This window comes from Streptomyces sp. NPDC056061, from assembly GCF_042266885.1.
Lineage (GTDB): Bacteria > Actinomycetota > Actinomycetes > Streptomycetales > Streptomycetaceae > Streptomyces.
In genome coordinates this window covers 115,453-132,687 of sequence record NZ_JBHJWQ010000001.1, presented here as the reverse complement: position 1 = coordinate 132,687, position 17,235 = coordinate 115,453, and the positions used below count along the sequence as shown (strand labels likewise).

Here is a 17,235-nt window from a genome sequence, read left to right as displayed (position 1 = left end):
CCTAACTCGGGGCAGACGGGGCCTCGTTGTGCCGTGCTCGGCATCGATGTGTGCAGGCCCGGTGATCAGACCGTGCCGAACTCTCCGGCCTTGACGCCCGCCACGAAGGAAGCGAAGGAGGCGGAGGAGGTGTGCAGCACGGGGCCGCCGGGGTTCTTGGAGTCGCGCACGGGGACGATGCCGGTGGTGGACGCCTGCGCCGGGGCCCACTCGACGCAGGAACCGCCGTTGTTGCTGTAGGAGGATTTGACCCAGTGCTGGGTCGCAGCTTCGGTCGTCACGGGGTGCCCTTTCGTAGCTGGTGGATCAGGTCCACGGAGGCCGTCTGCGACAGAGATACAGCCTGCAACTGATGGTAGTCCCTCACCAGCGGCAGTACAGACGACAGTTCGCGGTCCAGATGCCCCTGGGTCTGCGACTCCACGTAGGCGAACACGGATCGGTCCGGGAGGGTCAGCAGATTCACCAGCCGGTCGAGTGGGCGGCGTTCGCCGACGCTGTACGGGGCGATCTGAAGCATGGTGTTGGGCTGCGCGGCGAAATCGATCAGATGCTGAAACTGGGCATCCATCACGGCCGGGCCACCGATGGCTCGTCGGACGCAGCTCTCGTCCAGCACCGCGACCACCAGCGGGGGCAGGGGGCGTGCCAGTGCGGCTTGTCGTTCCATGAGGAACGAGACCCGCTCGTCGGCCTGTTCCTGCGTGATGACTCCCCGGTCGACCGCGCCGGTAGCCAGGGCCTGTGCGTATTCACGCGTCTGAAGTGGCCCAGGGACCATGCCGCACTCGAACAGCTTGATCTCCGCAGCCCGGTGCTCGTACCCCACGTACTCCGGGAAGCCCTCCAGCAGATTGCCGTGCTTGATCTCGCGCCACTCACGCTCGAACGAATCGGCGGTGTTGGTCGTATCTAACGACACATCGGCACGACGAGAGAACGGCAGAGTAGGAGATTTCCTACCGGTTTCGATAGCAGAGATATGCCTGCCCGTGCAGCCAAGCAGCGAACCGAGGTGGTCCTGGGTCCAGCCGCGCTCTTCGCGCAACCTGCGTAGACGTGCCCCGAAAGCCGCTTGGGGGCTTGCTTCAGGGTTCAGCTCCTTGCGGTTTACCAACGTACCCTCCACATAAGCCACGTTGAAGACAACCCAACTCTAGGTCACGCTACTCCCGCTTGGTAGTGGATTCGCTACGGAGAGGAGTTGCCTTGTCTGCGAGGAACACCCCCCGAGACGGACAGGAACCTGCCCGCGCGCCATCCGTTGGCGCACTCGTGAAGGACGCGAGCCACGGTGATCGCTTGGGTGAGTTCCGTGGACTCGCCGGCCCGAAGTGGTCGTTGCGGCCGATCGGTGGCGGGGTCGAGTGGGAAGCCGAACCGAAATGGGTTCAAGCGCTCACCCCTGCCGAACGGTTGAGCGCGGAGAACGCGTTGCGGAACCTCAGAAGCAGCCGGGGCGGGCTGTGACCCGTGGCCCCACCGTGCCGACGCACGTCCTGGTCGAGGTGCACGCGGGTGATGCGCGGACGAGCGTCCGTCTCGGTGGAGCGCTCGTCGCATCGCCCCGTCTGGCGCTCCGCTGGTTGCGCGACCGGGCCGACCGGATCGCGAACGGGCTCGATCCGGACCCCGGCACCCCGTGGATTCCCCCGGCGGCGTTGTGGCCGGTCTCCCCGCCGCAGGCCGACGCCGCCGAGGGGGACGCACCGGCCGACTTGCGCGCGTGGGCCACCGACGACGAATGCCAGGACGGCGCGATGCGGCGACTCGCCGAAGGAGGCGAATTCGCGTTCGTCGCACGGGACGGAACGGGCTGGTACGGGCTCTCCGCAAAGCCCTTGTCCGCAACCGAGTTCACGCACATACCGCGTACGCCGATCCACGCGTGCCCCAACGAAACACGTGCCCAACGAAACACGTGCCCAACGAAACACGTGCCCGATGAAGCACGTACCCGACGAAACGCGTCACCCGACGAAAAGGCCCCTGATGTCCGCACAGCCCATGCAGCAGACCGACGACGGCAAGCTCTGCCCGCACTGCAACTACTGCGACGGGACCAAGCCCTACTGTCCGTTCAACAAGAAGCCCGACGCGATACAGGTCGACGACTGGGGCGAGCCCCGTCGAGACCGGTCCGCCGCCGCGATCGTGCGCGGGCCCGGCGTTCCCCCGTCCGGGCCGCGAGGGTGAGGCAACGCCCGTATCCGTCCGATGTGTTCAGGGACGGGGAGACGGGGCAGCTGTACATGCTGCGCTGTCCCGGCCCTCGTTGTTTTCGCCCGATCCCCGTGATCCGGGGCCGACTTGACGAGCACTGCGACGACGTCGGCGGGGAGCTCTGTCCTCTGTCCCGCGCAGAGGTTCTGGACCGTGTATCGCCGACGGTTCCGCCGCCTCGGAAACGATGAGGAAGAAACACCCGCCCCATGCCCGCAACCGCCAGGGGCATCCGGTCGCGGTCCACGTACTCACGCACTCGTCACCGGCCCGAGGCGCACGAGCGGGTTCCGTGGTGTCCGCCCACCGTGAAGGAGATCCCGCAGAAGTGCTCCTGCAATGCACTGCCTTCACCGCAGTGCCCGAAGAAGACACGTTCGCCCTGCTCAAGGCCATCCCGGGCGGCCCGGCCGATCCGGCCCAAGCGCTGGACCGCCACGCGTTGTGTGCTCTCGCCGAGCACGACGACGACACCGAACACGCCGCACGGTTATGGGCGGTACTGCCGCCGCTCAACCCGCTGCATGTGTGGCTGTTCTGGACGGTCACCGGCACACAGAGGCTCTACCGTCTCGCCAGACTGCCCGCGTGCGGTGCACGGATCCGCCGGAAACCGATCGGCCACATGCGCTCGTGCCAGTTGTTCACCGAACACCTCGCCGCGCACTCGTGGGACGTCACGGACCCGTTGGGAGACCTGCTGACGGAGATCGCTCGCGACGACCTTCGGCGCATGTACGGGGATCACGACCAGTACGGCATCGCCGATCAGACCGACCGGCGCGACCGGCGCGACCGGGACGACCAGACCGGCCAAACCGGCCAGAACGACCAGACCGGCCGGGACGACCAGACCGGCCGGGACGACCGGAGCGACCGGAGCGGCCGGGGCGGCCAGGGCCACGGGGGCGACACGGGCCACAGGGGCGACACGGGCTGAGTGGCCCTTCCGGCGTGGCGCCCGGCAGCTCACCGCGCCCCCACGCCTTCACGCCTTCACGCCTTCACGCCTTCACGCCTTCACGTTTCCATGATTCAACACCCGTCATTTCCAACGGACTTGACGAAAACTCGGGAGGGTTTCCATGACGAGCCGGAACACGGCGGACACGGATGCACAACGGTGGGAGTACACGACGTTCGCTCCCTCGGGGGAGACATGCCCGGCGTGCATGAGGCCGATCAAGAGCCTTGAGCGCTGCCGACGCGGTGAGATCGTGCGCACGTCCGGCAGTTCCGTCACGGTCTATCGGCACATCGACTGCGAGGACCCGCAGGGGCTCAAGAAGGGGCTCAAGAAGGGGCTCAAGAAACGGCGGGCGCGAAATGAGTCTGCGCCTCCCGCCGGACGACGTCCGGCGGACCCTTGCGCCGGACGGGTCGGCGGGTGAACAAGAGGGCGCTCGCTTCGGCAAAAAGAAAGGGAAAGGAGGCTTCCCGCTCCTTTCCACTCTCAACGTATAGCGCACCGGGGGGCTTGCGGCAAGGCCCCCGTCGTACCGCAGAATCACCGCCCTGAGCCGGTATCCGCGGAAGAAGGGGAGTCACGACGTGCGGGTGTTGTTGTCGACGTACGGGTCGCGCGGGGACGTCGAACCGCTGGTGGGACTCGCGGTGCGGTTGCGGGAGCTCGGCGCGGAGGTGCGGGTGTGTGCGCCGCCGGACGAGGACTCCGCGCGGCGGCTCGCCGGCGTCGGCGTGCCGCTGGTGCCGGTCGGCAGGCCCGCCCGCGCGCTGGCGCCGGCGGCTCCGGCGCCGTCGTCCATCCCGGAGCGCGCGGCCGAGGTGATCGCCGCCCAGTTCGAGGTGGTCACCGAAGCGGCCGAGGGCTGTGACGTGCTGGTGGCGACGGGCATGATGCCGGCCGCGGCCGGTGCGCTGTCGGTGGCCGAGAAGGTGGGCATCCCGTCCGTGTCGGTCACCTTCCAGCAGCTCACCCTGCCGTCGCCGCACCATCCGCCGCTCGCGTACCCGGGGCGGCCGTTCCCGCCGGGGGTCACCGGGAACCGGGTGCTGTGGGACCTGGACGCCCGGAGCATCGAGGTGCTGTTCGGCGAGGCGCTCAACGGCAACCGGACGGCGCACGGCCTGCCCCCGGTGCGCGGCGTCCGCGACTACGTCATCGGCGACCGGCCGTGGCTGGCGACGGACCCGGTCCTGGACCCGTGGCGGGGGACGCCGGAGTTCGACGTCGTACAGACCGGCGCATGGATCGCGCCCGACGACCGTCCGCTCCCGGACGAGCTGGTGGCATTCCTGGAGGCCGGTGCGCCACCGGTGTACGTGGGCTTCGGCAGCATGCCCCTGCACGCGGCGGCGGACGCCGCCCCGGTGGCGGTCGAGGCGGTTCGGGCGCTGGGGCGCCGGGTGGTCCTCGGGAGCGGCTGGGCCGGACTGGCCCCGGTCGACGACCGGGACGACTGCTTCGTCGTCGGCGAGGTCAACCAGCAGGCACTGTTCGCCCGGGTGGCCGCGGTCGTGCACCACGGCGGCGCGGGCACCACCACGACGGCCACCCGGTCCGGGACGCCCCAGGTCGTCGTACCCCAGGCGGCCGACCAGCCGTACTGGGCAGCCCGGGTGGCCGAACTGGGCACCGGCGCGGCACATGACGGCCCGACGCCGACCGTCGGCTCCCTGTCCGCCGCACTCACCACGGCCCTGGCCCCGGAGACCCGCGCACGGGCGACCGACGTGGCCGCAACGATCCGCGCCGACGGGGCGGCCGTGGCCGCGAAACTGCTGCTGGATACCGTCGGTCGCGGAACGCCGCCCATGACGACGTGAGCCGCACCGGGGCGCCGGGCCCCGCGTTCCGGGCGGTACGAACGTCCAGGAACGACAGAACCGGAGCACCGGGCCATCACCCGGGTACACACCCTGCTTCGCGCCGTGGTCGCGAGCAACCCCAGATCGGAGCTCATGCCGTGCCCCCCTCGACCACCAGCGCGTTCGCCCTTCCGGACCGCCTCTCCCCCAAGGCCGAACCGAGGCTGATCGCGGGCGACGAGCAGCACTTCGCGGCCATCGCCGAGTGCCTCGAAGACTCGATCGCCGAACTGTCCGGTCGCCTCGCCGCCGCGCGCAGGGCGCCCGGCGGTGCCGGCCGGGAGGCGATGGAGCGGGACATGGAGGTGCACCGGCTGAGCGGTCGCCTGCGCACCCTGCGCCGCTTCGGCCTGGACCTGTGCCTCGGGCACATGGTCGGCGCGGACGGCTCCGAGCCCGTGTACGTCGGACGGCTCGGTCTCACGGACAGTGCGGGCCGCCGACTGCTGATCGACTGGCGCTCCCCCGCGGCCGAGCCGTTCTTCGGAGCCACCCACGCCAACCCGATGGGGCTGGCGAGCCGCCGCAGGTACCGCTGGACCGGCGGCCTGATCAGCGACTACTGGGACGAGGTGTTCACCCCGGACGGAATCGTCGGGCACGCCGCGCTCGACGACCAGTCCGCGTTCATCGCCAGTCTGGGCGGCAACCGGTCGGCGCGGATGCGGGACGTGCTCGGCACCATCCAGGCCGACCAGGACGCCATCATCCGCGCGGGCTCCCGCGGCGCGCTCGTCGTCGACGGCGGTCCGGGCACCGGGAAGACCGTCGTCGCCCTGCACCGTTCCGCCTATCTCCTCCACTCCGACCCGCGTCTCGGGCACCGCAGGGGCGGTGTGCTGTTCGTCGGCCCGCACCGGCCCTACCTCGCCTACGTCGCCGACGTCCTCCCCAGTCTCGGGGAGGAGGGGGTGCAGACGTGCATCCTGCGGGACCTCGTCGCCGAGGGGGCCGGGGCCGCGATCGAGACCGATCCCGACGTGGCCCGCCTGAAGTCGTCGGCGAAACTGGTCAAGGCGATCGAGACGGCCGTCAGGTTCTACGAGGAACCGCCCGCCGAGGGGATGACGGTCACGGTCCACGGCACCGACGTCCGGCTGGGCGCCGACGACTGGGCGGTGGCGTTCGACGCGGCGGACCCCGGTGTTCCGCACAACGACGCACGCGAGCAGGTCCGGGAGGAGTTGCTCACGATCCTCGGGGACCGGTACGAGGGCGACGCCCCGGCCGAACTGGTCCGCAGGGCGCTGCTGCGGAACCGGGAACTGCTCGCGGCCTTCGACCGGGCGTGGCCGCTGCTCGAAGCGGCGGACCTCGTCGGTGACCTGTGGTCGGTCCCCGCCTATCTGCGGATGTGCGCCCCCTGGCTCGGCGCCGACGAGGTGGCGAAGCTGCAACGCGGCGACGCACGGGCCTGGACGGTGTCCGACCTGCCGTTCCTGGACGCGGCACGACAGCGGCTCGGCGACCCGGGGGCGGCCCGGCGCAGGCGTCGGCACGACGCCGCGGTCGCCGCCGAGCGCGAGCGAATGGAGCGGGTCATCGACAACCTGCTCGAAGCCGACCCCGACGGGGAGGGCGCGGTGACGATGCTGCACGGGCAGGACCTGAGGGACACCCTGGTCGACGGGGGCGCGGTGCCCGGCACCGAACCGGACCTGCTCGCCGGTCCGTTCGCGCACGTCGTGGTGGACGAGGCCCAGGAACTCACCGACGCGGAATGGCAGATGCTGCTGCTCCGGTGCCCGTCCCGGAGCTTCACCGTCGTCGGGGACCGGGCCCAGGCCAGGCACGGGTTCACGGAGTCGTGGCAGGACCGGCTGAAGCGGATCGGGCTCGACCGCATCGACCTGGCCTCCCTGACCATCAACTACCGGACGCCGGAGGAGGTCATGGCCCAGGCCGAACCGGTCATCCGGGCCGTGCTGCCCGATGCCAACGTGCCGACCTCCATCCGCAGCAGCGGCGTACCCGTCGTGCACGGATCCGTCGCGGACCGGGACGCGGTCCTCGATGCCTGGCTCGCCGAGAACTCCGAGGGAGTCGCCTGCGTCATCGGCGATCCGGCCTTCCGGGCGACGCCCCGCGTCCGGTCGCTGACCCCGGAGCTGTCGAAGGGGCTGGAGTTCGACCTGGTCGTCCTCGTCGACCCGGAGACGTTCGGCGACGGCGTCGAAGGGGCGGTCGACCGCTATGTCGCGATGACCCGGGCGACCCGGCAGCTGGTCGTCCTCACCAGCTCCTGAAACCGGTCGGACGGACCGCGGCGATCACTCGGGCAGCAAGTGGCCCCGGCGCGAGAGCAGGAAGCGTTTGAAGGCGGCCACCGGAGGCGTGTCCGGGTGGCCGTCCAGCCAGGCCACGCCGATCTCGCGGGCCGCCCTCGGGGCCGTGACGGTGAGTTCGACGACGCCGGGGCGGGCCACCGCGGGCGGGGGCAGCAGTGCCACGCCGAGACCCGCCGCGACGAGCCCGCGCAGCGTCTCCGCCTCCTCGCCCTCGAACGCGACCCGCGGGGTGAAACCCGCCTGGGCGCACAGGTCGTCGGTGATCCGGCGCAGGCCGTACCCCGGTTCCAGGGTGACGAACTTCTCGTCCGCGGCCTCGGCCAGCCGGATGCGGCGACGCGAGGCGAGCCGGTGGTCCTCGGGGACGACGAGGCGCAGCCGCTGTTCGTCGAGGCGGCGGGCCACCAGGTCGGGGGCGTCCGGGACGGGTGAGGTGAGGCAGAGGTCGAGGCCGCCGGCGCGGAGGCGTTCGAGCATCGCCTCCCCGTAGTTCTGCACGAGCTGGAAGCGGACCCGGGGGTGGTCGGCGCGGAAGGCGCGGAGCAGGGCGGGCACGGTCTCGGAGCCCATGGTGTGCAGGAAGCCGAAGGCGACCCTGCCGGTGGCCGGGTCGGCGTCGGCCCGTACCGAATCCGCGGCCTTCTCGACCTCGGCAAGGGCCCGCTCGGCCGAGCCCAGGAAGGTGCGGCCCGCGGGGGTGAGGGAGACGGTACGGCCCTTGCGGGCGAACAGGGCGACTCCCAGGTCCTGTTCGAGCCTGACCATCGCCCGCGAGAGGGTCGACTGCGGGATGCCCAGCTCGTGCGCGGCCCGGGTGACATGCTCGTGGCGGGCCACCGCCTCGAAGTGCGCGAGCCGTGGCGCGAGAACGGCGCGGATGTCTTCTTCGTAACTACTCGGTGACAGCCGGGGCTGTGAGCTGTGTTCATGCGCCATGGGATTGATTATGGCCATTTCATGCATTGGACGCATGAAACTGCGGAGCCTACCTTCGAAGCATGCCTCCTGCCAGTACCGGGGCGTCCACGATCGTCGTGGCCGCCTCGCCCCAGCCGTCCCCCGTCGCCGACTCGGACCGCGCCGCCGCCGTCGCCGGCCCCTCCGCCGCCACCGCGACCGCCGGTCGCCCCGCGCCGGACCGTCTCGAACCGGGCCGCCCCGGATACCGCCGGATGAGCTTCGCGCTCTTCGCCGCGGGGGTCGCGACCTTCGCGCTCCTCTACTCCACGCAGGCCCTGCTGCCGGCCGTCTCCGCCTCGCTGGGCGCCACGGCCGGGCAGGCCAGTTGGACGGTCTCCGCCGCGACCGGCGCGCTGGCGCTGTGCGTACTGCCGCTCAGCGCGCTCTCCGAACGGTTCGGGCGGCGGCAGATGATGACCGCCTCGCTCGCGGTCGCCGTGCTGGTCGGGCTGCTCGTGCCCTTCGCACCCTCGCTGGGCTGGCTGATCGCGCTGCGCGCCGTCCAGGGCGCGGCACTGGCCGGACTGCCCGCCTCCGCGATGGCGTACCTGGCGGAGGAGGTGCGGCCGAAGGCGCTGGTGGCCGCGATCGGGCTGTTCGTGGCCGGGAACAGCATCGGCGGCATGAGCGGCCGCATCCTTACCGGCTGGATCGCCCAGCTGTGGGGCTGGCGGGCGGCGCTGGGGGCGGTCGGGCTGCTGGCCGCGGCCTGCGCGGTGACCTTCCACCTGCTGATCCCCCGGGCCCGGAACTTCACCCCCGGATCGCTGAACCCGAAGGCGCTGGCGAAGACGGTCGGCGAACATCTCGCCGACCCGCTGCTGCGACGGCTGTACGCGATCGGCGCGCTGTTCATGACGGTGTTCGGCGCGGTCTACACGGTGATCGGCTACCGGCTGGTGGAAGCGCCGTTCGGCCTTCCGCAGGGTGTCGTCGGGTCGATCTTCCTCGTCTACCTGGTCGGCACGGTCTCCTCGGCCGCGGCCGGCAAGCTGGTCGAACGGCTGGGCCGCCGGGGTGCGCTGTACCTCGCCGTCTCCACCACCGCCGCCGGACTGCTGCTGTCGGTCGCCGACGATCTGACCGCCGTCCTCCTCGGTCTTGTGCTGATCACCGCGGGCTTCTTCGCCGGGCACGCGGTCGCCTCGTCGTCCGTGAGCCGTACCGCGACAAGGGGCCGGGCGCAGGCGTCGGCGCTGTACCAGTCCGCGTACTACCTGGGTTCCAGCGCGGGCGGCACCCTCGGCGCCGTCGCCTTCCACGCCGGGGGCTGGGCGGGGACGGTGTCGCTGGGGCTGCTCGCTGTCCTCGGTGTCGTCTCGATCACGCTGTACGGTTCGCGGGCCGCGGCACGTGCCGCGCGACGGCGGCCGGTGCCGGTGGTCTTCCCGCAGCACTGAGCGCGTTCGCACGTCGGCGTGCGGGCCCCTCGCACCCCGGCGGCACGGGAGTCACACAGCGGGTTCCTCCGTTCGCGAGACCGGGGGAACCCGCGATCGACTGCCGTGCGGGCAGGAACTCAGCCCGGCTGGTCCCCGGTGTAGCGGTAGATGTTGCCGGCCGCGTTGACGTGCCAGACGGTGCCGTCGGCGCCCGCCCCGACGTCGCTCCCGTTTCCGGCGATCTGGGCCCAGGGGCTCGCGTCGTTGTTGGTGTAACGGTAGATGTTCCCGGCCGAGTTGATGCCCCACACGTTCGTCCGGGACCCCGCCGAGATACGGGCCAGCGCACCCGAGACGAGCTTCCAGTGGGTGGAGCTCTCGTCCCCGGTGTAACGGTAGGTGTTCCCCGACGCGTTGACCCCCCACACCGTGCCGTCCGCAGCCGCACCGATATCCGTCAGCGCACCCGGGATCTGCACCCACGGACTCGCGTCGTTGTTGGTGTAACGGAAGATGTTCCCGGCCGAGTTGACCCCCCACACATTCGTCCGCGACCCCGCCGAGATACGGGCCAGCGCACCCGGGATCTGCTTCCAGTGGGTGGAGCTCCCGTCCCCGGTGTAACGGTAGATGTTCCCCGACGCGTTGACCCCCCACACCGTGCCGTCCGCAGCCGCACCGATATCCGTCAGCCCACCGGGGATCTGCACCCACGGACTCACGTCGTTATTGGTGTAACGGTAGATGTTCCCGGCGGAGTTGACCCCCCACACATTCGTCCGGGACCCCGCCGAAATCGCCTTCAGGGAACCGGAGACCTGCTGCCATTCAGCCATGGTGCGCTCGCTTTCCTGCTGCGTCGTTCGCTGCTCCCAGATCATTGGCGTCCCGAAGATTCACCCAAACAGTCCTTTATCGCGATGAGATATCCAAATAGTCCGGAAGTAGTCGTTTGACGATTCGGCGCCCCGGGGGTGTCGACGGGATCGCGTGCCGTTCCGGGTCTCGACTGTCCGAAAGCCCCGTACCTCACACAGGCTTCGCAGCCCCCGCCAGTTGACGACCGCAACGGGCCGGAACTCGTCGGGTCGGCGGGCCGGAGACAGAACCGAGACGTTCCGCGTACAACCGTCCGCTCCCCGGCGGACGTCTGGTGCTGTGAAGGTTCACCGACACGCGGACCGGCCACGGCACGGGGCCGTGCGGCAGAGCAAGGGGAGTCGGCACAGATGAGAGTCACCACCACGGGAGGGATACGGCTGCGGCGCGCGCTCGCCGTGTCCGCGGCCGCGCTGACGGCGGCACCCGCCCTCGTCCTGGGCACCGGCGGATCGGCGCAGGCGGCAACCTGCACCACATCCACCGGGCCCTACCAGAAGCAGGTGGAGAAGTACCTGCACAGGCCGGTCGACGGCAAGCAGTCGGCGGCCGACTGCAAGGCCATCCGGTCGTTCCAGAGCACCTACGGGGTCACCCCCACCATCGGATACGCCGGTCCGGTCACCTGGCGCACGATGAAGACGATCACATCCCAGAAGGCGGCCGGAAAGAACCCGAACAAGGCGAGGAAGTGCCCCACCAACAAGGGGCGCATCGCGTGTGTGGACCTGACCCGGCAACTGTCCTGGATCCAGGACGGCAGCAAGCTGAAGTTCGGTCCGGTACCGGTGCGGACCGGGCGCGACAAGTACGAGACGCGCACCGGGCTGAAGAAGGTCTACTGGCGGCACATCGACCACGTGTCGTCGATCTACCACGTGCGCATGCCGTACGCGCAGTTCTTCGACGGCGGGCAGGCGTTCCACGCGGTGGGCGTGAAGATGTGGAACCCGCCGGGCTCGCACGGCTGCGTCAACATGCGGACCGCCGACGCGAAGACCTACTGGAAACTGCTGAGGAACGGCGACGAGGTGTACGTGTACGGACGCAAGCCCGGCACCTGATCCGGCGGGACACCGTCCGACCGGCCGCACCGCACCCCGCCGGGTGGGGTGCGGCCCGGTCGTCGGCCGGACACCTGCCGGAGTGTGCGCGGCTTCGGCACTTCCCGCCCCCGTTGTCAGTGGTCTGTTGTAGCTTCCGAAGTGCTGAAGTGAGCGGTGTCACAGCGCAACAGGGGTGGAGCGATGAGTGATCTGACAGCGACGGCGGACGTCGACAGCCGTCTGGAGGGATACCGGGTCGAGCTGACCGGCTACTGCTACCGGATGCTCGGCTCCGCCTTCGAGGCGGAGGACGCGGTGCAGGACACGCTGGTGCGTGCCTGGCGCAACTTCGAGAAGTTCGAGGGCCGTTCGTCGTTGCGGTCCTGGTTGTACCGGATCGCCACCAACGTCTGCCTGGACATGCTGAACGCGGGCAGGAAGCGGGCGCGTCCGGTCGACCTGTCGGGTCCGACGCCCCTCGCCCAGGCGGCGCTCAACCCGCTCCCGGAGAACACCTGGCTGGAGCCGATGCCGGACGGGCGCATCCTGCCGTCGGTCGAGGACCCGGCGGAGGCCGCGGTGGCGCGGGAGTCGGTGCGGCTGGCGTTCGTGGCGGCGTTGCAGCACCTGCCGCCCAAGCAGCGGGCCGTGCTGATCCTGCGCGAGGTGCTGGCCTGGAGGGCCAGCGAGGTCGCCGAGCTGCTCGACACCTCGGTCGCCTCGGTGAACAGCGCCCTCCAACGGGCGCGGGCCACCCTCACCGAGCACGGCGACAGGGCCGCGGACTGTGCGAACCCGCTCGACGAGGAGCAGCGCAAGCTGCTCGACCGATACGTCGCCGCCTTCGAGGGGTACGACATGGCGGCGCTCACCGCGCTGCTCCACGAGGACGCAGTGATGACCATGCCGCCGTTCGACCTCTGGCTCCGGGGGCACGACGACATCACCGGATTCATGCAGACCATCGGTGCGGGCTGCGCGGGCTCGCGGCTGGTGCCGACGCAGGCGAACGGCACCCCGGCGTTCGCGCACTACAAGCCCGACCCGGACGGGCCGGGGTTCGTGCCGTGGGCGGTGCAGGTCATCGACATCTCGGACGGGGCCATCACCGGTATGCACTGCTTCCTGGACACGCCGCGCTGGTTCCCGCTGTTCGGGCTGCCCGATCACCTGGACGCCGCTGCATGAGGCGTGGCGTCCGCAACGGGCTGGTGGCAGGGCTACTGCTGCTCGCCGTCGGCGGTTGGGGGGCGACCCGGTGGCTGGGCGAGCCCTCGGCCACCGACGGCCGCCCCACCCCCGGAGCGGAGTGGGTCCTGAATCCCGACGCGGAGCCGGGAGCCGAGGACTGAGCCGGGAACGGGTTCGTACGACGCGAGGGGCGAAGGGCTGAGGGCGTCGGACGAAGGACTGGCCCGGGACGGACCGGCGCCGGCGCGGCCGGCCGCCGGGACCGTGTCTGCGGGTCAGACTTCGGGGCTTTCGGGGCCCGGCCCCGGCACCGGGGGGCCGCACTCCACGTCCACCACGTCGGCGAGCCCGACCAGGTCGATCAGGCCGCGCAGTTCGGGTGGTGTGTTGCGCAGCCGCAGTCGCTTTCCGCCCGCTCGGCGCGCGACGAGTCCCAGTCGCGCTATGGCCTCGACCAGGGTCAGATCCAGCTGCTCGACACCGCCGACATCGCAGTCCACCCCGCTGCCGGGGATGCGGACGGCGCCCTCGGGGCCGTGCAGCAGCGACTCCAGCTCGGCGCAGAGTCCCGGCATCTCGGCCCGCGTGACACGGCCGGTGACGACAAGAACGTTCGGGTTCACGGATTCCACGTCAGGCAGACCGCCCCGACGGCCGAAACTCATCGCTGTCCGCACCCCGTCCGCTCGCCATCCGCACCCCGTGTGCCCGTCCCTCTCCGCCGCCGCTCGCCCGCCCCGCCCGGCCGAGGGCCCGTCGGCGCCGGTCCCGCAACGGATTCGTGCCCGGCGACACCGCACGCCCGGCTCCTGCGGCTGCTCCTCCGATCCGGTCCCGGACCGATGATCTTCCGTCAACTCCGGTCAGCTGTACGTCGGCTGTGAACCCGCGCGATCGAATTCCCCTCTAGGTACGTGACCGGTCGGCACCGACCGTCCCATCGGCGCCGACTGACCAGCGGCCCCCGGGGCCGCCTGATTCTCCAGGGGGAGAGTTGCGCAAACACGTGAAACACGCGTGTGTATCGACCATCGCCGCGGCTGCTGCCGTGGCTCTCGCGGCGGGTATGACCACCCCGGCCGCGGCACAGTCCGACACCGCCCGACGGTCCGGCACCACGTCGGCGGACCGGCACGAGCTGACGCTCATCACCGGCGACCGCGTGACGGTGGACGCCAAGGGCCGGGTCCTGCACTTCCGTCCCGCCGCGGGGCGTGAACACATAGCCGTGCAGCGGCAGATACGGAACGGGCACACCCTGCTCGTCCCGGCCGACGCCCACCGGTTGATCGGCTCCGGCAAGCTGGACCGCCGGCTGTTCGACATCACCGAGCTGAACCGCGCGGAGATCCGCAGGTCCCAGAAGTCCGGCCTGAAGCTGATCGTCTCCTACCGCGGCGCGCAGGCGTCGGCCGCGAAGGCCGAGGTCCGTGACGCGGGGGCCACCCGGGTCGGCCGGACCCTGACGTCGTTGAACGCCGAGTCGGTGACCACGCCGACCGACGACGCCCAGGAGATCTGGAAGGCGCTCACCGGCAAGCCGTCGCGCGGGCTCCAGCGCACCACGGCCGCGGGCATCGACCGGGTCTGGCTGGACGGCGTCCGCAGAGCGAGCCTCGACCGGAGCGTCCCGCAGATCGGCACCCCGACCGCCTGGAAGGCCGGTTACACCGGGAAGGGCGTCAAGATCGCCGTCCTGGACACCGGCGCGGACGCGACCCACCCGGACCTCCGGGGCCAGATCCTGGAGACGAAGAACTTCTCCACCTCGCCCGACACCAAGGACCGGGTCGGCCACGGCACCCACGTGTCGTCGATCGCGGCCGGTACCGGCGCCAAGTCCGGCGGGAAGTTCAAGGGCGTGGCCCCGGACGCCAAGCTGATCGAGGGCAAGGTCCTCGACGACGACGGCTACGGCGACGACTCCGACATCCTGGCCGGTATGGAGTGGGCGGTCGCGCAGGGCGCCGACGTCATCAACCTGAGCCTCGGTGGCGCCGACACCCCGGGCATCGACCCGCTGGAGGCGGCGGTCAACAAGCTGTCCGCCGAGAAGGGCGTCCTCTTCGCCATCGCGGCGGGCAACGAGGGCGACGGCGCGGGCACGATCGGCTCGCCCGGCAGCGCGGACGCCGCGCTGACCGTCGGCGCGGTCGACCACGACGACGTGCTTGCCGACTTCTCCAGCCGCGGCCCGCGCCTCGGCGACGGCGCGATCAAGCCCGATGTCACGGCCCCCGGCGTGGACATCACGGCTGCGGCGGCGCCCGGTTCGGCCATCGAGCAGGACGGCGGACAGAACCCGCCCGGCTACCTGACGATCTCCGGCACGTCGATGGCGACCCCGCACGTCGCGGGCGCCGCGGCACTCCTCAAGCAGCAGCACCCCCAGTGGAAGTACACCGAACTCAAGGGGGCGCTCACCGCCTCGACGAAGCCGGGCGCGTACACCCCGTTCCAGCAGGGTTCCGGCCGGATCGCCGTCGACCGGGCGATCGCCCAGACCGTCGTCGCGGACCCGGTGTCGGTCGACTTCGGTGTGCAGCAGTGGCCGCACACCGACGACGCCCCGGTCACCAAGCAGGTCACCTACCGCAACCTGGGGACGACGGACGTCACCCTCGACCTCGCCGTCGACGGCACCGGCCCGAAGGGCGAGCCCGCCCCGGCCGGCTTCTTCGCCCTCGGCACGAAGAAGGTGACCGTTCCCGCGGGCGGTACCGCCGACGTGCCGCTGACCGTGAACACCAAGCTCGGCGGCACCGCCGACGGCAGCTACTCCGCGTACCTCGTCGCCACCGGTGGCGGGCAGACCGTCCGCACCGCCGCGGCGGTCGAGCGCGAGGTCGAGTCGTACGACCTCACCGTCAAGGTCATCGGACGCGACGGCAAGCCCGCCGAGTCCTACACGAACGACCTGGCCGGCCTCTCCGGCGAGGCGACCGGTGTGTGGCTCAGCCCGTCGGGCGAGGGCGCCACGGCGAAGGTGCGGGTGCCCAAGGGCGGCTACACGCTCAACTCGGTCGTGTACACCGACCCCGAGGACAGCACCAAGGGCACGGACTGGCTGTCCCGGCCGAAGCTGGACATCACCGGGAACACCACCGTGACCCTCGACGCGCGCACGACGAAGCCGGTGGCCTTCACCCTCCCCGCCAAGGGCGCGAAGAACCGGATGGCAGCCCCGGAGCTCCAGTTCCGCCTGGGCGACGACATGGGCTACACCTACGGCTGGCTGATGGACTCGTACCAGGGCCTGCGCACCGCGCACGTGGGCCCGAAGGTGACGGACGGTTCGGTCTCCCAGCAGTGGGCCGGCACCTGGACCAAGGGTGACTCGACCCGCTACGACATCGCGGTCGGCGGGCCGGTGACCCGGGCCGCGACCGGATACGTACGGAACTTCACCGCCGGTCAGCTGGCCAAGGTGAGGATCGGCATCGGCGCCTCCGCCAGGAACAAGACCGCCACGGTCTCGGCGACGGGCCTGCTCCCCGGTTCGTTCGGCGGCTGGGGCTCCTGGTCGAACCACAGGCTGCCCGGCACCATCGACGCCTACGTGTCCGCCACCGACCGTGCCAAGTGGTCCTTCGACGTCATGCAGGCGGGCAAGCCGGACGCCGACGGCGTACCGGCCATCGAATCGATACACATGATCGAGGATCCGCAGCCCTTCAAGGCCGGTCGGACCTACGAGAAGAAGGCGAACATCGCGGTGTTCGGCCCCATGATCGAGGGCGACTTCGGGATCTTCCGCGAAGGCGACGCCCTCGTCACGGATCTGCCGCTCACGGCCGACGGCAGCGGCAACTACGGTGCCCTGAAGTACGCCTCGGTCAAGACCGTGCTGTACCGCAACGGCACGAAGCTCGCCGAGAACGCGAACCCGATGGAGGGCGAGTACTTCACCGTGCCGTCGGGCGCAGCCGACTACCGGCTGACGACCTCGGTGCGGCTCGACCCCGAGGTGTCGGCCGTCTCCTCCCGGATCGACGCCAGTTGGACCTTCCGGTCGAAGAAGACCGCCGACCTCACCGCGCTGCCCGTCTCCACGGTCCGCTTCACCCCCGAGGTGGCGCTGGACGGAACGGCTGCCGCGGGCAAGACCGCCTCGGTGCCGGTGACGGTGCAGGGTGCGGCCGCCGGGAAGAACCTCAAGTCGCTGACGACGTACGTCAGTTACGACGGCGGCAAGAGCTGGAAGAAGACCGCCGTCAAGGCGGGCAAGCTCTCCGTGAAGAACCCGGCCAAGGGGAAGTCGATCTCCTTCAAGGCCGACGTCACGGACAAGAAGGGCAACAAGTCCTCGGTCGCGATCTACCACGCCTACCTCGGCAAGTAGACCGTCCCGGGAGTCCTTGGGAAGAGAACGATCCGGTGCCCCGGCGAGCCCATCGGCCCGCCGGGGCACCGGCCGTGTGTGCGGGAAACGATCGC

Annotated in this window: 14 protein-coding genes; 9 read left to right on the top strand and 5 right to left on the bottom strand. The window is 70.7% G+C overall.

The window, feature by feature from the left end; all coding sequences use genetic code 11:
* Nucleotides 1-65: 65 nt before the first annotated feature.
* Together ACFC79_RS00570 and ACFC79_RS00565 are read right to left on the bottom strand one after the other, a co-directional pair.
* Nucleotides 66-281, bottom strand: a complete 216-nt coding sequence (locus tag ACFC79_RS00570; protein ID WP_376233268.1) for a DUF397 domain-containing protein — start codon at nt 279-281, stop codon at nt 66-68.
* Nucleotides 278-1,117, bottom strand: coding sequence for a Scr1 family TA system antitoxin-like transcriptional regulator (locus ACFC79_RS00565; RefSeq protein ID WP_376234846.1), 840 nt, complete (start codon nt 1,115-1,117; stop codon nt 278-280). Before ACFC79_RS00565 ends, ACFC79_RS00570 begins: the two co-directional genes overlap by 4 nt.
* A gap of 875 nt (nt 1,118-1,992) precedes the next feature.
* Between ACFC79_RS00565 and ACFC79_RS00560 the strand changes: the two genes are divergently transcribed.
* The 4 genes from ACFC79_RS00560 to helR all read left to right on the top strand — a co-directional run bounded on the left by ACFC79_RS00560 (nt 1,993) and on the right by helR (nt 7,298).
* Nucleotides 1,993-2,196: a hypothetical protein gene (locus tag ACFC79_RS00560; RefSeq protein WP_376233266.1), complete on the top strand. Its 204-nt coding sequence runs from the start codon at nt 1,993-1,995 to the stop codon at nt 2,194-2,196.
* A gap of 385 nt (nt 2,197-2,581) precedes the next feature.
* Nucleotides 2,582-3,163 carry a hypothetical protein gene (locus ACFC79_RS00555; RefSeq protein ID WP_376233263.1) on the top strand — a complete coding sequence of 194 codons (582 nt, stop codon included), beginning with the start codon at nt 2,582-2,584 and terminating at the stop codon, nt 3,161-3,163.
* Between the two features lie 611 nt (nt 3,164-3,774).
* On the top strand, nt 3,775-5,010 hold the full coding sequence (locus ACFC79_RS00550; RefSeq protein ID WP_376233262.1) for a glycosyltransferase: 1,236 nt from the start codon (nt 3,775-3,777) through the stop codon (nt 5,008-5,010).
* Between the two features lie 140 nt (nt 5,011-5,150).
* Entirely contained in the window at nt 5,151-7,298 is a 2,148-nt protein-coding gene (gene helR, locus ACFC79_RS00545) for an RNA polymerase recycling motor ATPase HelR (protein ID WP_376233259.1), read from the top strand.
* A gap of 24 nt (nt 7,299-7,322) precedes the next feature.
* Here the strand turns inward: helR and ACFC79_RS00540 are convergent, their stop codons facing one another.
* Nucleotides 7,323-8,276: a LysR family transcriptional regulator gene (locus ACFC79_RS00540; RefSeq protein WP_376233256.1), complete on the bottom strand. Its 954-nt coding sequence runs from the start codon at nt 8,274-8,276 to the stop codon at nt 7,323-7,325.
* Between the two features lie 62 nt (nt 8,277-8,338).
* Between ACFC79_RS00540 and ACFC79_RS00535 the strand changes: the two genes are divergently transcribed.
* On the top strand, nt 8,339-9,700 hold the full coding sequence (locus ACFC79_RS00535) for an MFS transporter (protein ID WP_376233254.1): 1,362 nt from the start codon (nt 8,339-8,341) through the stop codon (nt 9,698-9,700).
* Between the two features lie 119 nt (nt 9,701-9,819).
* On the opposite strand, the gene ACFC79_RS00530 is transcribed toward ACFC79_RS00535, so the two are convergent.
* Nucleotides 9,820-10,518, bottom strand: coding sequence for a tectonin domain-containing protein (locus ACFC79_RS00530; RefSeq protein ID WP_376233251.1), 699 nt, complete (start codon nt 10,516-10,518; stop codon nt 9,820-9,822).
* A gap of 393 nt (nt 10,519-10,911) precedes the next feature.
* Between ACFC79_RS00530 and ACFC79_RS00525 the strand changes: the two genes are divergently transcribed.
* The 3 genes from ACFC79_RS00525 (at nt 10,912) to ACFC79_RS00515 (ending at nt 12,959) form a co-directional block, all read left to right on the top strand.
* Nucleotides 10,912-11,625, top strand: coding sequence for a L,D-transpeptidase family protein (locus tag ACFC79_RS00525; RefSeq protein ID WP_376233249.1), 714 nt, complete (start codon nt 10,912-10,914; stop codon nt 11,623-11,625).
* A gap of 183 nt (nt 11,626-11,808) precedes the next feature.
* On the top strand, nt 11,809-12,795 hold the full coding sequence (locus tag ACFC79_RS00520) for a sigma-70 family RNA polymerase sigma factor (protein WP_376233246.1): 987 nt from the start codon (nt 11,809-11,811) through the stop codon (nt 12,793-12,795).
* Nucleotides 12,792-12,959, top strand: a complete 168-nt coding sequence (locus ACFC79_RS00515; RefSeq protein WP_376233243.1) for a hypothetical protein — start codon at nt 12,792-12,794, stop codon at nt 12,957-12,959. The genes ACFC79_RS00520 and ACFC79_RS00515 overlap by 4 nt, the downstream gene beginning before the upstream one ends.
* Nucleotides 12,960-13,073: 114 nt before the next feature.
* Here ACFC79_RS00515 and ACFC79_RS00510 read toward each other — a convergent pair whose 3' ends face one another.
* The gene (locus tag ACFC79_RS00510) at nt 13,074-13,463 is read right to left on the bottom strand and encodes an STAS domain-containing protein (RefSeq protein ID WP_376233240.1); all 390 of its coding nucleotides are present in this window, start codon (nt 13,461-13,463) and stop codon (nt 13,074-13,076) included.
* A 401-nt stretch (nt 13,464-13,864) separates the two neighbouring features.
* On the opposite strand from ACFC79_RS00510, the gene ACFC79_RS00505 reads away from it, so the two are divergent.
* Nucleotides 13,865-17,140 (top strand): S8 family serine peptidase, encoded by a 3,276-nt coding sequence (locus tag ACFC79_RS00505; RefSeq protein ID WP_376233237.1) that lies wholly within the window; start codon nt 13,865-13,867, stop codon nt 17,138-17,140.
* The last annotated feature ends 95 nt before the right edge of the window (nt 17,141-17,235 follow it).

Bases quoted from the DNA above. Each gene is read 5' to 3' on its own strand.
- ACFC79_RS00535 (WP_376233254.1), top strand. From the start codon at position 8,339: ATGCCTCCTGCCAGTACCGGGGCGTCCACGATCGTCGTGGCCGCCTCG.
- ACFC79_RS00515 (WP_376233243.1), top strand. From the start codon at position 12,792: ATGAGGCGTGGCGTCCGCAACGGGCTGGTGGCAGGGCTACTGCTGCTC.
- ACFC79_RS00525 (WP_376233249.1), top strand. From the start codon at position 10,912: ATGAGAGTCACCACCACGGGAGGGATACGGCTGCGGCGCGCGCTCGCC.
- ACFC79_RS00520 (WP_376233246.1), top strand. From the start codon at position 11,809: ATGAGTGATCTGACAGCGACGGCGGACGTCGACAGCCGTCTGGAGGGA.
- ACFC79_RS00505 (WP_376233237.1), top strand. From the start codon at position 13,865: ATGACCACCCCGGCCGCGGCACAGTCCGACACCGCCCGACGGTCCGGC.
- ACFC79_RS00510 (WP_376233240.1), bottom strand. From the start codon at position 13,463: ATGAGTTTCGGCCGTCGGGGCGGTCTGCCTGACGTGGAATCCGTGAAC.
- ACFC79_RS00540 (WP_376233256.1), bottom strand. From the start codon at position 8,276: ATGGCGCATGAACACAGCTCACAGCCCCGGCTGTCACCGAGTAGTTAC.
- ACFC79_RS00530 (WP_376233251.1), bottom strand. From the start codon at position 10,518: ATGGCTGAATGGCAGCAGGTCTCCGGTTCCCTGAAGGCGATTTCGGCG.
- ACFC79_RS00560 (WP_376233266.1), top strand. From the start codon at position 1,993: ATGTCCGCACAGCCCATGCAGCAGACCGACGACGGCAAGCTCTGCCCG.